Annotated in this window: 12 protein-coding genes; 2 read left to right on the top strand and 10 right to left on the bottom strand. The window is 71.5% G+C overall.

From position 1 onward, the window contains the following. Positions 1 to 180: 180 nt before the first annotated feature. On the top strand, positions 181 to 1,251 hold the full coding sequence (mnmH, locus tag ACXN5S_RS19250) for a tRNA 2-selenouridine(34) synthase MnmH (protein WP_458607108.1): 1,071 nt from the start codon (positions 181 to 183) through the stop codon (positions 1,249 to 1,251). Between the two features lie 44 nt (positions 1,252 to 1,295). On the opposite strand, the gene selD is transcribed toward mnmH, so the two are convergent. The 9 genes from selD to ACXN5S_RS19205 all read right to left on the bottom strand — a co-directional run bounded on the left by selD (position 1,296) and on the right by ACXN5S_RS19205 (position 11,239). Next, complete coding sequence (gene selD / locus ACXN5S_RS19245; RefSeq protein WP_458607107.1) at positions 1,296 to 3,458, bottom strand: selenide, water dikinase SelD; 2,163 nt, start codon at positions 3,456 to 3,458, stop codon at positions 1,296 to 1,298. Further along, positions 3,455 to 4,069, bottom strand: coding sequence for a pyridoxamine 5'-phosphate oxidase family protein (locus ACXN5S_RS19240; protein WP_458607106.1), 615 nt, complete (start codon positions 4,067 to 4,069; stop codon positions 3,455 to 3,457). Before ACXN5S_RS19240 ends, selD begins: the two co-directional genes overlap by 4 nt. Positions 4,070 to 4,113: 44 nt before the next feature. After that, positions 4,114 to 5,154 (bottom strand): lipocalin-like domain-containing protein, encoded by a 1,041-nt coding sequence (locus tag ACXN5S_RS19235; protein WP_458607105.1) that lies wholly within the window; start codon positions 5,152 to 5,154, stop codon positions 4,114 to 4,116. Next, on the bottom strand, positions 5,144 to 7,504 hold the full coding sequence (locus tag ACXN5S_RS19230; RefSeq protein WP_458607104.1) for an FtsX-like permease family protein: 2,361 nt from the start codon (positions 7,502 to 7,504) through the stop codon (positions 5,144 to 5,146). Before ACXN5S_RS19230 ends, ACXN5S_RS19235 begins: the two co-directional genes overlap by 11 nt. A 130-nt stretch (positions 7,505 to 7,634) precedes the next feature. Continuing rightward, positions 7,635 to 8,291 carry an ABC transporter ATP-binding protein gene (locus tag ACXN5S_RS19225; protein ID WP_458607103.1) on the bottom strand — a complete coding sequence of 219 codons (657 nt, stop codon included), beginning with the start codon at positions 8,289 to 8,291 and terminating at the stop codon, positions 7,635 to 7,637. After that, on the bottom strand, positions 8,284 to 8,556 hold the full coding sequence (locus ACXN5S_RS19220; RefSeq protein WP_458607102.1) for a hypothetical protein: 273 nt from the start codon (positions 8,554 to 8,556) through the stop codon (positions 8,284 to 8,286). Before ACXN5S_RS19220 ends, ACXN5S_RS19225 begins: the two co-directional genes overlap by 8 nt. Before the next feature lie 55 nt (positions 8,557 to 8,611). Further along, positions 8,612 to 9,583: a PLP-dependent cysteine synthase family protein gene (locus ACXN5S_RS19215; RefSeq protein ID WP_458607101.1), complete on the bottom strand. Its 972-nt coding sequence runs from the start codon at positions 9,581 to 9,583 to the stop codon at positions 8,612 to 8,614. 13 nt (positions 9,584 to 9,596) lie between these two features. Next, positions 9,597 to 10,727 (bottom strand): hypothetical protein, encoded by a 1,131-nt coding sequence (locus ACXN5S_RS19210; RefSeq protein WP_458607100.1) that lies wholly within the window; start codon positions 10,725 to 10,727, stop codon positions 9,597 to 9,599. A 143-nt stretch (positions 10,728 to 10,870) separates the two neighbouring features. Then, positions 10,871 to 11,239, bottom strand: coding sequence for a winged helix-turn-helix transcriptional regulator (locus ACXN5S_RS19205; protein WP_458607099.1), 369 nt, complete (start codon positions 11,237 to 11,239; stop codon positions 10,871 to 10,873). A gap of 93 nt (positions 11,240 to 11,332) precedes the next feature. Between ACXN5S_RS19205 and ACXN5S_RS19200 the strand changes: the two genes are divergently transcribed. Then, a complete protein-coding gene (locus tag ACXN5S_RS19200) occupies positions 11,333 to 12,103 on the top strand; it encodes a nuclear transport factor 2 family protein (RefSeq protein ID WP_458607098.1) in 771 nt (256 codons plus the stop codon). A 41-nt stretch (positions 12,104 to 12,144) separates the two neighbouring features. Here ACXN5S_RS19200 and tdh read toward each other — a convergent pair whose 3' ends face one another. Next, a complete protein-coding gene (tdh, locus tag ACXN5S_RS19195; RefSeq protein ID WP_458607111.1) occupies positions 12,145 to 13,170 on the bottom strand; it encodes an L-threonine 3-dehydrogenase in 1,026 nt (341 codons plus the stop codon). Positions 13,171 to 13,172: the final 2 nt, after the last annotated feature.

Here is a 13,172-nt window from a genome sequence, read left to right as displayed (position 1 = left end):
GGGCAGGCCTCCCGCCCACCCACCCCGGCCTGCCCGGGCAGCGGCGCTGCTGCGGCACAGGTTGGGCGAGGAGGCTGATGGTGAGGGGGCTCTGCCCCCGCCTGCGGCCCCCCGGGATATTTGCAGAAAAGCGAGATCAGGGGCGCTGGCGAGCGCGGCGGGGGCGCGGTATGAGGCGGAATGGCCAAGCAATTCCACTCTCTCGATGCGTTTCTGAACCACGGTTTCGACGATGTGATCGACGTGCGCTCACCGGCGGAATATGCCGAGGATCACGTGCCGGGCGCCATCTCGCTGCCCGTCCTCTCCAACGAGGAGCGGGCTGTGGTAGGCACGATCTACAAGCAGGAGAGCCCGTTCAAGGCGCGCAAGGTGGGCGCGGCGCTGGTGGCGTGCAATGCGGCAGAGCATATTCAGGGGCCGCTGGCCGACCGGGATGGGGGCTGGCAGCCGCTGGTTTATTGCTGGCGGGGTGGGCAACGCAGCAATTCCTTCGCCTCGATCCTGAGCCAGATCGGCTGGCGGGCGGATGTGGTGGACGGCGGCTACAAGACCTGGCGCCGGCTTGTTTCCGCCGCGCTCTACGAGGGCGAGCTGCCGCACCGGATGATCGTGATCGACGGCGACACCGGCACCGCCAAGACGGAGCTGCTGCACCGGCTGGCGGCGCGCGGGCGGCAGGTGCTCGATCTGGAGGGGGTGGCCAATCATCGCGGCTCGCTGCTGGGGCCGATGCCGGAGGGGCAGCCCGCGCAGAAGGGTTTCGAGACGGAGCTGGCGGTGAAGCTGGCCGCGCTGTCGCCGGACGAGCCCGTGCTGGTCGAGGCCGAGAGCAGCAAGATCGGCCAGCTCACGCTGCCGCCCGCGCTATGGAAGTCGATGGGCGAGGCCGGGCGTATCGTGATCTCGGCGCCGGTGGAGGCCCGGGCCCGATATCTGGCGCGGGCCTATGACGATATCGCCGCCGACAAGGCGGGGCTGGCCGAGAAGCTCGGTGCGCTGGTGCGGCTGCGGGGGCGCGAGGTGGTGGATGGCTGGCTGGCGCTGTCGGAGGCGGGCGAGCACGAAGCCCTCGCCGAGGCGTTGATGGTGCAGCATTACGACCCGGCCTATGCCAAGAGCCGCGAGGCGCGCGGGCTGGAGGTGATGGGCGAGGTGCGGGCCGAGACGCTGGACGAGGCCGGGCTGGAGGCCGCAGCGGATGCGGTGGAGCGGGTGCTGGATGCGGGCGGCGGGCCGCAGCCGGGCTGAAGCCCGACCAGCGACGGCGCGAGGGAGGGGCCTTAGGTAGGGCTTCAGCCCGGCATCCCCTGCCGCACCACGATCCGTGGCTCTCCCGCCACGATCCGCCCGATCACCGCTGCCCGATACCCCGCCTCCTGCAGTGCCCCGAGCAGCCCTTCCACCTCTTCCGAAGCCACGGCGGCGAGCATCCCGCCGCAGGTCTGCGGGTCGAATAGCAGATCGCCCCGCGGCCCTACCGCTCCGCTCACCGGCCCGGCGCCGGCGCGGTTGTCGGCCCAGATGGTGCTGCGCTCGCCCGCCGCCGCCAGCGCCTCGGCGCCCTCCAGCATCGGCACGGCGGGCAGGTCGAGCTCCGCCGCCACGCCCGACGCCTCCGTCATCCCGGCGAGATGGCCGGCGAGGCCGAAGCCCGTGACATCCGTCATCGCATGGGCGCCGCACAGGATCTCCGCCGCGCGCCCCTGACCGCGCCCCATTTCGGAGAGGCAGGCGGCCACGACCTTCCCCGGCGCCCGGCCCGCCATCTCGGCGGCGAGGATCGTGCCGGTGCCAAGGGGAGCCGTCAGCAGCAGCGCATCCCCCGCCCGCGCCCCGGCGAGGGTGATCGGCGCGCGCTCCAGAAGGCCGGTCAGCGACAGGCCGATCTGCATCTCGGCCCCCATCGTCGTGTGGCCTCCGGCGATCTCGGCGCCTGCCGCGCGCAAGACCTCACCGATGCCCGCCATCACCTCGGCCAGCGTGCGCCGTTGCAGCGCCTCGGCCATGCGCGGCAGGGTCAGCGACAGGAGGGCCGCCTGCGGGCGTGCCCCCATGGCCCAGATATCGCCCAGCGCATGCAGCGTGGTGAGGCGGGCCATGGTGTAGGGGTCTTCGGTGAAGGCGCGCAGATGGTCGGTCGTCACCACCTGCCGCGCGCCGCCGGTATGGAGCACGGCGGCATCGTCGCCCGCCAGCCGCTCCACCCCCGGCCCGGGCGCCGGCAGGCCATTGAGCGCTGCCCCGAGCGCCCCGCGCCCGACCTTGGCGCCGCAGCCCCCGCAGAGCGCCGCTTCGCCGAAGGCCTCGGCCCCCGCCGCCTGCCGTTTTGGCGCCTCGAGGCGCATCGGGGCGACGTCGCCCAGCCGCTCCATGAAGCGCCTGTCGATCCGGTCCTTCCAGCGCCAGAGGAGCGGGCCCTTGAGCAGCAGCTTGCCGCGCGCGGCCAGCGCTCGCTTCTCGCCGAGCGAGACGAGCTTGAGGTAATCCTTCTGCGGGCGGAAGCGGGTCATCCGCCCCGTGCCCTCCAGCGCCACCCGCAGGTTATCGAAGAGCACCGGTGCCGCGCGCACGGCATAGACGCCGGCCTTGGGCCGGGGTGCCCAGTTGTAGTGGGCGCAATCCCCGGCGGCGAAGAGGGCCGGGTCGCTGCTCTGCAAGGTGGGCCCCACCGTCACGAAGCCCTCGTGCAGGTCCAGCCCGGTGCGCTCCAGCCAGCCCTGCGGCGCGGTCGCGGCAGCGCCGACGGTGAAGGCCGAAGGCAGGCGGCGCCCGTCCGCCAGCTCAACGGCCTCAGCCGTCACCGCGGCGACACCGGCGTGCTCCAGCACCGCCACCTCCGCGCGAGCCAGCTCGGCGCGGATGCGCTCCGCGCTGCGCTCCGGCAGGCGCCCGAGCAGCGCCCCCCGCTCCACCAGCCGCACGCGGCAGCCTCTGCCGCGCAGCGCATGGGCCATGGCGAGCGCCAGCTCCACCCCAGCGATGCCGCCGCCGATCATCGTCACATCCGCGTCCCGCGCGCCCTCCACGAAGGCACTCCAGCGCGCCGCGAAGGCGCCGAGCGGCTTGGCGGGCACGGCGTGGTCGGCGAAGCCCGGCAAATCCGGCATGGCGGAGGTGATGCCGATATCGAGCGAGGCGACGTCATAGCCCACCGGCGGGCGCCCCGGCACCTGCACCTCGCCGCGCGCCCGGTCGATCCCGGTCACGGTGCCGATCACGAGCCGCGCCCCCGCGGCGCGGGCGAGGCGGACGAGGTCGATCTGCATCTGCTCGGGCCGGTAATGGCCGGCGACGAGCCCCGGCAGCATACCCGAATAGGCGGTGACGGGGCCGGGGTCGATCAGCGTCAGACGCGCGCCGGTGAGGGGCCGCATGGCCCAGCGGCGCAACACTAGGGCATGGGCATGCCCGCCGCCGATCAGCACGAGATCGCGCGTGAGCGGATGCGTCATCATGGCACCAGCCACTCCCCCTGTGGCGCCGCCTCGCTGAACCGCGCCCTCCGGTGCACCCGCCCAAGATGCAGCACCTCAAGCTCGGTCAGCGCGACATCGATCCGCGCAAACTCAGCCGCGCTCGGCCGCTCTTCATAGGCTAGCGCTTCCTCGATGACCGTCCCCGGCGCTGGCACCTTGCCGTAGTTCCGCCGCTGCGCCTCTTCCATCCCGGCCCAGACATCCTCCGGCACCCCAAGGCTCACCGTCGCCCGCCCGGCTATCCGCAGCTGCAGCGCGCTCGTCCTGTCCCAAAGCAGCAGTGCCACCCGCGGATCTCCCTCGATCTCCTCCACTTTGGCTGTCTGCGCATCGGTAAATACCCAGGCCCGCGGCCCCCCTGTCTTTGCTCCAAACAAATCCTCGGGGGGGCCGCCACCGGCGGCGGGGGGCAGACAGCCCCCCTCCTCGCTCTCCACCCGCGCGCCCATCTCGGCTCCGCGCAGCATCACCACCCGCGCCTGCGGCCCCTCGCGCCCCATCGTCGCGAGCGTCACCTCACGCGGGCAGGCTCCAAGCAGCGCGCAGGCGGCCTGCCAGAGGCGGGGGAGGGTATCGGGTTCGTCGCTCATGGCGCCTTCTGCCACGCGGGCCGGGCGGGGCGCCAGAGCCCGGCTCATTCGTATCCCGTCAGTTCCATGTAGCCGCGCCCTGTGTGGCTGCCGGTGAAGGTGACCGGGCCTTCCCAGTAGGGCGGCACCACCTCCATCCACGAGCCGGGGTTGAGCGGGGTCACCTCGATGTTCACGCCCTTCGGCGGCAGCTCCAGCCGCCAGCGCACCGGCACGTCGCGGCCGGCGACCTCTGCCGTCTCCAGAGGGGTCGCGGTGAACGCGCCGTCCGCGAAGGGCTCCGCTGTGCCGTCGGGGCTGATCCAGGTGGCGGGGGTGAAATCCTCCTCACCGCGCAGCACGAAGCCCATCAGCCGCGAGCCGTCATCGAAGCTGAGTCCCCACCAGTCCCAGCCCTCCTGCCCGATGCCGAGATATTGCGACGAGAATTCCCGGTCGAGCCAGGCCTCTCCCGTCACGTCCACCTCGCCCTGCGGCAGGGTCAGGCTTCCTGTCACCTCGTAGAAGGGCTGCGAGTAGTAGCGGCTGGCCTGCCCTTCGGGGCTCTTCACCGAATAGCCCGCCTCGCCCTGCAGCACGATCGGGCCCTGCGCCTCCAGCCGCACGTCGTAACTGAACTCTGGCCCGGCGGCAGTAAGGCGCAGATCGTCCAGCGTCTCACCCGCCATCTGCCATTCGTCGATCCAGGCCTCGAAGGGGGCGGCCACCACGCCGGCCTGCCCGGTGTCGCCGCGGGCATAGCGGGCGGTGGCGAGATGGGTGTCGGCAGAGGTCACGGCGGCATGGGCGAACCAGACATCCGGGCCCTCTGGGGTGAGCGCCGAGCGGAACAGCGTCCATTGCAGGCCGTAGCTCGCGCCGTCGGCACCCTCCAGATTGGCCGTGATGTACCACCATTCGATCCGGTAGTCGGGATGGGGCCCATGGTCCTCCGGGAAGGTGAAGGTCCGGCCCGGCGTGACTTCTGCGAAACCTTCCGCCCCCTCACCCAGCCCGGCATAGCCCTGCGCGATGGCGGTGCCGCCCAGGCAGAGGAGCAGCGAGGCGAGCCGGCAGGCTCGAAGAGCGGCGCGGTCAGGCATCATGGGCGAAGACCTTCAAGAGCTCCGAGGGCGCCTTGCGGCGGAGGCGCCAGGCGGGCCAGAGCGCGGCCAAAGCAGCGGCGAGCAGGCAGAGCGCGAAGAGCCGCGCGTAATCGGCAGGGAAGAGATACATCGGCAGACGCCAGCCGAAGGCGGCGGTGTTGACCTTCGCCAGCAGTGCCGCCGCCAGCGCTAGGCCGAGCGGGATGGCGGCAAGCCCGGTCAGCGCGGCCAGCATCAGTGCGCGCCCGAGCTCCAGAAGCGACAGGCGGCCGCGCGTCAGCCCCAGCGCCCAGACGGGGGCGAGCTGCGGCAGGCGCCGCTCCGCGATGGTGAGCAGCGAGAACAGGATGGCCAGCGCGGCGGTGCCGAGCGTCGCGGCATTGAGTGCGGCGGTCACGGTGAAGGTCCGCTCGAAGATCTCCAGCGAATAGGCCTTCACCGCCGCCTGATCGGTAATCCGGCCCGGCGCGATGCCGGCCTCCACCAGCGCCGCCTGCACTGCGTCAGGGTTGCCCGTGATGAGGCCGTAGCGGGTTGGCACAACCTCTGGATAGAGCTGGCGGAAGAGCGGCTCGGTGACGATGGCCTGCCAGTCGGGGTTGCCGTAATCGCCGTAGATGCCGAGGAGCGGAAGCTCCGCGCCGCCGATCTGCAGCGCATCGCCGGGCACCAGCCCCTCGGCCCGCGCGAATTGCTCGTTGACGATCACCCCGTCGCCCGTGTCGAGCCTGTCCCAGACCTCCGGCACCGCCTGCAGAAAGCCCCAGGCCGCCCGGTAGCCGGGGTCGGGGCGCATCCCCAGCACCTCGCCCGGATGGCCGCGCAGGGGCTGCGGGGCGGAGAGGAGCGGCAGAAGGCGTGCGTCTGCTTCCTCCAGCGCCGGGGCTTCCTCGGGCCCGGCGAGGTCGACATAGAGATCGGCTATCAGGCGCTGGTCGAGGAAACCTGTGAAGGTCGCGCGGAAGGACGAGACCATCGTCGAGACGCCCACATTCGCCGCCATGGCCAGCAGCAGCGCCATCAGCGCCAGTGACAGGCCGGGCAGCTGCTGGCGGCTGTCGGCCCAGAACCATTCGGCGAGGGGGCGGCGCGCCAGCTTTTCGGCGCCCCGCAGCACCAAGGATAGCAGGCCCGGCAGCAGCAGCGCCGCGCCAAGAAGCAGCCCGGCGAGCAGGGCGAAGGCGGCGGGCAGGCTCTGCCCGAGGAGCATCAGCGCGGCGAAGGCCAGCAACGCCGCGCCAGCTGCCGCCTGCAGCGCCCGGCCCCGCCCGGCGCGCATCGCCCAGGCGCGGCCGCCGGCGGAGGCGAGGAGCGGCATCCGCGCGATCTGCCAGAGGCCGGAGGCCCCGGCGAGCCCGGCGCCGGCGAGGCTCATGGCGAGCGCGGCGAAGATTGCGGCGGGGCGCAGCGACAGGGTGCCCGGCACCTCGGCGCCGTAGAGGCTGCCGAGCGTGGCGGAGACGTCGGGCAGCAGGAGCGCGGCGACGCCGAGGCCGAGGGCGAGGCCCAGAACCGCGGCAACGGCGGCGAAGACGAGCAGCTCCAGCGCGAGGCTGCGCAGGATCACCGGCAGCGGCACGCCGAGGGCGCGGAGGGTGCGCACGAGCGGGCGGCGCTGCTCGATGGCAAGGCCGACGGCGGCATGGGCGATGAAGATGCCGGTGGCGAAGGCCAGAAAGCCGAAAGCGGTCAGGTTAAGATGGAAGCTGCGCGTCAGCCGGTCGACCTCGCCCGCGCCGCTGGCAGGCTGCAGGAGGAGGCCGGGGGCGACGCTCTCCAGCGGCGGGCGGCCGAGGGGGACCTCGCCGGTGAGGATGAGCCGGCTGGCCTCGCCCGGCTGCTCCAGAAGGCGCTGGGCGATTGTAAGGTCGGTGATCAGCGTGCCGGGGGCGGCGCCCGGGTCTTCCACCGGCTGGCCGGGGAAATCGGCGGGCAGGGCGGAGAGGGCGGCGGCGGTGCCGATGATCTGGCCGGGCGGCGTGAGGAAACGCGCGAGGTCGAAGCCTTCGCCCGAGCCGGTGGAGAAGGGGGCGGTGAGCGGGTCGAGCCCGACGAGCCGCTGCCCCTGCCAGCGCCCCTCGATCACGGGCGAGACGAGCCAGCCCTGCCGGCGGAGCGCGGTGGCGGTGGCCATGGGAATCGGGCCGCCATCTTCGGAGACCAGCTGGGCATGATCTGCCTCGCCGAGCACGCCGGCGGCGGAGGCATAGGCGGCGCGCGCTTCGGCATTGATCGCCTGAACCGCCGTCCAGAGCGCGGTGGCGAGCGCGAGGCCGGCCAGCAGGGCGAGGAGCTGCAGCGGGGCGCGGCGCCAGTGCGAGAGGATTGCGGTGAGGGTGGCGCGGGTCATGGCTCGTCGCTCCTGACGGAGCGCCTCGCGGAGGCGCGATAGGGAGGAGACGGCGGAGGGGGGCTGTCTGCCCCCCGCTGCCTGCGGCAGCCCCCCCGAGGATATTTGGCAGTCGAAGGGAAGGAAGACGTCATGAAGAGGCGGGGGCTATGCGGCCGGCGGAGAGGTGCAGGCGGCGCGACATGGCTGAGGCGACGTTGGGGGAATGGGTGACGGTGAGGAGGGCGGCGTTTTGCTCGGCGGCCAGTTCGAGGAGGAGGGTGAGCACCTCGCTGGCGCTGGCCTCGTCGAGATTGCCGGTGGGCTCGTCGGCAAGGATCAGGGCGGGGCGGGCGGCGAGCGTGCGGGCGATGGCGACGCGCTGCTGCTGGCCGCCCGAAAGTTCTTCGGGGTATTTGGAGAGGTGGGGGGAGAGACCCAGGCGTTCGGCGAGGCGGGTGGCGAAGGCATCGTCTTGCCGCTCCGCGAGGCGGGCGTGGAAGGCGATGTTTGCGCCGGCCGTCAGCGAGGGGATCAGGTTGAACTGCTGGAAGACCAGCCCCACCGTGCCGCGGCGAAGGGTGGCGCGGCCGGCCTCGCCGAGGCTGCGGGTGTTCTCGCCGCCGATGAGCACATCGCCGGCCTCGGGCACGTCGAGCCCGGCGGCCAGATGCATGAGGGTGGATTTGCCGGAGCCGCTTTCGCCTGTCAGCGCCAGGCTCTCGCCCGAGGCAAGGGAGAGGCTGACGCCGCGCAGCACCTCGCCGCCGCCGGGGTAGCTCTTGCGGACATCGCGGAGCTCAAGCACCGGCGGCCCCGGTGAGCCCCGCGGCGGCGATGAGGGCGAAAAGCAGGATGGTGAGGACGACCACCCGCAGCTTCAGCCCGCGTTGCGACGGATCGCGCGCCCAGGCTGCCAGCGCCGGGCCGACGGCGCGGGGGCCGGGCCAGAGCTGACGGGTCTGCTCGACGGCGCGGGTGCGGATGCGGAACGCGGCCTGAAACATGCTCGCCGCCCAGGCGAAGAAAACGAGCCCTTCGAGGATCAGGAGGACGAGATAGGGCGTGGTCATGGCCTATAGATCGGGTCTCGCGGCGCGAAAGGGAAGGGGTGGCGGGCGCCTGGACTTAGTCCGCGTCGTCCCAGAGATCGGTCGAGAGGTACTTCAGGCCGGAATCGCAGATGACGATGCCGATGCGCCCCCCCTTTTCCGGCCCCTCCAGCAGCTTCAGAGCCGCTGCCAGGTTGGCGCCGGAGGAATAGCCGCCGAAGATGCCCTCTTCACGGGCCAGGGTGCGGGCGGCCGTGCGGGCCTCTTCCCCCGTCACCGCGATATGGCCGTCGACGGGCACGTCCTTGAGGAAATCGAGCTCGGCCATCGCATAGCCGCCGCCCTGGATGGGGTGGTTCGGGTCGGTCACCTCGCGGCCCGCCAGCGCCTCGGCGCCCGAGGGCTCCACCAGATAGCCACGCACGCCGCCCAGCGCCTTCAGCGTGCGGATGCAGCCGGCATAGGTGCCACCGGAGCCGGCGAAATCGGCGAAAGCGGTGAGCGAGCCGCTGGAGTTCTGCCACATCTCGCTGCCCGTGCCGGCGGCATGGGCGGCGGGGTTGCCGGGGCGGTGGAACTGATCGGCCCGGAAGGCGCCGCGCTCTTCGGTGAGGCGCTGCGCCTCGGCCTCTACCAGCGCCAGATCGGCGCCGGAGACCTGGCCGGGCGTGCCGCCCTCTGCCTGCGGCACCAGCACCACTTCGGCGCCCAGGGCGCGCATCATGCGGGCGCGCTCGGCGCTGTTGCCGGCGCTCATGATGGCGACGAAGGGATGGCCGCGGATGGCGCAGACGATGGCGAGGCCGGTGCCCATGTTGCCGGAGGTCAGCTCCACCACCGTCTGGCCGGGCACCAGATCGCCGCGCCCCTCGGCCTCTTCGATGATGCCGAGGGCGGCGCGGTCCTTCTTCGAGCCGCCGGGGTTGAGGTAGTCGAGCTTGGCCATGATCCGCCCGTCGAGCCCGCGAGCGCGGGTGATGCGGTCGAGCCAGACGGCCGGGGTGCGGCCGATGACGGCAAGGATGGAGCGGTGCGCCTTGAGATCCATGGCGCGTATCTGGTCAGGCAGGGGCGCGCTTGTCCAGCGCGGCGGCAGAGATGCGCGCGATGCGGCGCAGGCTTGCCAGCAGGGCCAGCCCCGCGGCCAGCGCCAGCCCGGCGATGACGGGGAAGAGCACCGGCGCGCCGGCGGCCGCCATGAGGGGCGCGAGCGCGAAGGGGCCGAGCGTGCCGCCGAGGAGCGCGCCGAGCAGGGGCGCGGCGCCGAAGCGTTCGTCAGGACCCAGCACCTGCGTGGCCCAGACGTAGAAGGCGGGGAACTTGATGGCGACGCCTGCGCCCGCGGCGACGAAGCCGAGGGCGGGCAGACCGGCCACGACGAGCACGAGCGCCGCGGCGACCCAGAAGAACCCGGCGGCGAGCACATGCTCGGGCTGCAGGCGGGGCGCCAGCCAGTAGAGCGCCAGTCGCCCCGCCAGGAAGGTGGCGAAGAATCCGGAGGTGAGGAGGGCGACGTTCGCCTGCGCCATCCCGATGGCGAGGAGGGCGCTGGGCCCGTAGCCGACGAGCGTGCTCTCGATGACGGCGGAGGCGAAGATGAAAGCGAGGATCGACAGCCGCCCCGCATGCAGCGGCGGCAGGCCGAGGGAGGCGGCGCCGCGGCGGGGGCCTGGCTTGACGAAGGGCAGGGCCAGGAGGGCCAGAACGGCGAGCCCGGCATAGACGGGGCCGGGCCGCCCGGCGGTGATAAGCAGGGCCGGCGGCGCAGCGATGGCGCCGATGCCGTAGATGGCGTTGACGAGGCCGACCATGCCGGGCCCGCGCGCCCCGAATTCGGTGAGGAAGCGCCGGTTCACCACGACCGACATCGCGCCGAAGCCGAAGCCGGTGACGATAGCGGCGGGCAGAAGCACGCCCCAGCCCGGCCCGAAGCCGAGCGCGAGCGTGCCGAGCGCCAGAGCAGAGAGGGCGAGGCGCAGGGTGAGGCGGAGCAGGCCGAAGAGGCCGCAGAGCACCGCGATGGTCGAGCCGAACCCGTGCAGGCCGATGATCCACCCGGCGCCGGCGCTGCCATAGGCGGCCGTCCAGCCCGGCAGGGCGAGGCCGTAGAGGCCGGGCACGGCGCCGATGAGGGCGAAGCCGAGGCCGCCGGTGAGCATCAGCCGCAGGGGGGAGGATTCGGGCGTGGTCATGGTGCGGCCGTCTGAGAAAATCCGCCCACGGATGCGCCGGGAGGTGCGGTTTGTCAAAGCCCTCTGGCGGCGGGGTACGCGGCGGTTCGCCTCAGGATTTCGGCGGAGATATCGAGGGCGAGCTGGCGCCCCCGCCGCAGAGGTCAGGCCGCGTCGTAGGCGCCGCGGGCACTGCGCACCGCGTCATGGCTGCGGGCGGCCCAGGTGACCATGGTTTTGAGCATCTCCATCAGCTCCTCCCCCAGCGGCGTCAGCGCGTAGTGCACCGCGATGGGCGGGCCGGGGTCGACCGTGCGGGTGAGGTAGCCGTCGCGTTCGAGGCTGCGCAGGTTCTCGGTGAGCACACGCTGGGTGATGTCGCCGATGGTGCGTTTCAGCTCGCCGAAGCGCAGGGCGCCATCTTCCAGCGCCAGCACGATCAGCACCTGCCATTTGCCGGTGACCTTCGAGAGCACCTGCCGGATCGGGCAGTGCTCGGCGTCTTCCTTGGTGAGGGCGGTGACCTGAAGCATACCGGGTTCCTAAATAGTGCCTAATTGATACTTGGTTCGATTTTGATACCACTCCGGCATCAACACAGCAACCTTGAGTCGAAAGGCCCCGCCATGACCCCCACAGAGATCGTCATCTCCGCCGTCACCGCCATTTTCACCAGCTTCGATCCTCAAGCGGCCGAAGAGCTGCTGGCGCCCGATTACATTCAGCACAACACCGGCGTGCCCAGCGGGGCGGCGCCCATCATCGGCTTCATCCCGGCGCTGGAGGATAGCGGGATCGAGCTGACCACCCACCGGGTGATCAGCGAGGGCGATCTGGTGGTGATGCACAACACCTACCAGAACGCGCAGGCTTTCGGGGCCGACACGCTGGTGGCCTTCGATGTCTACCGGGTGGAAGACGGCAAGGTCGCCGAGCATTGGGACAATCTGCAGGTGCCGCCGGCACAAACCGCCTCTGGCCACACGATGACCGATGGCGCCACCGAGGTGACCGACCTTGAGCTGACCGCCGAGAACAAGGCGCTGGTCGAGGGCTTCATCGCCGATGTGCTGCAGGGCGCGGCGCCCGAGACGATCACCGACTACGTCTCGACCGAGACCTATATTCAGCACAACCCGGGCATTGCCGACGGGCTGGATGGCCTGGGCGCCGCGCTGGGCGCGATGGCCGAGCAGGGCATCACGATGGTCTATGACGAGGTTGAGCTGGTGGTGGCCGAGGGCAATTTCGTCTTCGCCGCGTCAGAGGGTTCGCTGGGCGATGTGCCGACGGCGTTCTTCGATCTCTTCCGGGTGGAAGACGGCAAGATCGTCGAGCATTGGGATGTCGTCTCCGAGATCCCCGCCGAGATGGCGCATGACAACGGCAAGTTCTGATTGAACGGGTGCAGCGGCGGGCTTTTCCGCCGCTGCGCCTGTCATGTCCAGTCGAGCACCACCTTGCCAGAGGCACCGCCGCGCATTTCGGCAAAGCCCTGCGCGAACTCCGCCGCCTTGAAGCGGTGGGTGATGACGCGGCGCACGTCGAGGCCGTTCTCCAGCATCGCCAGCATCTTGTACCAGGTCTCGAAGATCTCGCGGCCGTAGACGCCCTTGATGGTGATCGCCTTGAAGACGATGCGGCTCCAGTCGACCGGGCTCTTGCCCGGGGGGATCCCCAAGAGCGCGATGCGCCCGCCCATCACGAGGCTCTCCACCATCTGGTCGAGGGCGCGCTGGTTGCCGGACATCTCGAGCCCCACGTCGAAGCCCTGCTTCATCTTCAGCCGGGCCACCACGTCGCCCAGATCCTCCTCGGCGACGTTCACCGGCACCACGTCAGCCACCTGCTCCGCCAGCGCCAGCCGCGCCGGGTTCACATCCGTCACCACCACGTGGCGCGCCCCCACGTGCCGGGCGACCGCCGCCGCCATGATGCCGATGGGGCCGGCGCCGGTGACCAGCACGTCCTCGCCGACGAGATCGAAGCTGAGCGCCGTGTGCACGGCGTTGCCGAGCGGGTCGAGGATGGCGCCGATCTCGTCGTCGACCGCGTCGGGCAGGGGGACGACGTTGAAGGCGGGGAGGCGGAGGTATTCCGCGAAGGCGCCCTGCTCGTTCACGCCGATGCCGCGCGTCGCCGGGTCGAGGTGGAACTTGCCGGCGCGGGACTGGCGGGAGGTCTTGCCGATCAGGTGCCCCTCGCCGGAGACGCGCTGGCCGAGCTCCAGCCCCTCCACGTCGCGGCCCAACTCGACGATCTCTCCGGCGAACTCATGGCCCGTGACCAGCGGCACGGGCACGGTCCTCGCCGCCCATTCGTCCCAGTTCCAGATATGCACGTCGGTGCCGCAGATGCCGGTCTTGTTGACGCGGATCAGCACATCGTCGGGGCCGATCTCGGGGACGGGGCGCGTCTCCATCCACAGGCCCTCCTCGGGCCGGGCCTTCACGAGGGCGCGCATTT

It is taken from the genome of Pseudoroseicyclus sp. H15 (assembly GCF_054353345.1).
This window is presented reverse-complemented; position numbering and strand designations above follow the sequence as displayed.

Bases quoted from the DNA above. Each gene is read 5' to 3' on its own strand.
- mnmH (WP_458607108.1), top strand. From the start codon at position 181: ATGGCCAAGCAATTCCACTCTCTCGATGCGTTTCTGAACCACGGTTTC.
- selD (WP_458607107.1), bottom strand. From the start codon at position 3,458: ATGATGACGCATCCGCTCACGCGCGATCTCGTGCTGATCGGCGGCGGG.
- ACXN5S_RS19240 (WP_458607106.1), bottom strand. From the start codon at position 4,069: ATGAGCGACGAACCCGATACCCTCCCCCGCCTCTGGCAGGCCGCCTGC.
- ACXN5S_RS19235 (WP_458607105.1), bottom strand. From the start codon at position 5,154: ATGATGCCTGACCGCGCCGCTCTTCGAGCCTGCCGGCTCGCCTCGCTG.
- ACXN5S_RS19230 (WP_458607104.1), bottom strand. From the start codon at position 7,504: ATGACCCGCGCCACCCTCACCGCAATCCTCTCGCACTGGCGCCGCGCC.
- ACXN5S_RS19220 (WP_458607102.1), bottom strand. From the start codon at position 8,556: ATGACCACGCCCTATCTCGTCCTCCTGATCCTCGAAGGGCTCGTTTTC.
- ACXN5S_RS19215 (WP_458607101.1), bottom strand. From the start codon at position 9,583: ATGGATCTCAAGGCGCACCGCTCCATCCTTGCCGTCATCGGCCGCACC.
- ACXN5S_RS19210 (WP_458607100.1), bottom strand. From the start codon at position 10,727: ATGACCACGCCCGAATCCTCCCCCCTGCGGCTGATGCTCACCGGCGGC.
- ACXN5S_RS19205 (WP_458607099.1), bottom strand. From the start codon at position 11,239: ATGCTTCAGGTCACCGCCCTCACCAAGGAAGACGCCGAGCACTGCCCG.
- ACXN5S_RS19200 (WP_458607098.1), top strand. From the start codon at position 11,333: ATGACCCCCACAGAGATCGTCATCTCCGCCGTCACCGCCATTTTCACC.
- tdh (WP_458607111.1), bottom strand. From the start codon at position 13,170: ATGCGCGCCCTCGTGAAGGCCCGGCCCGAGGAGGGCCTGTGGATGGAG.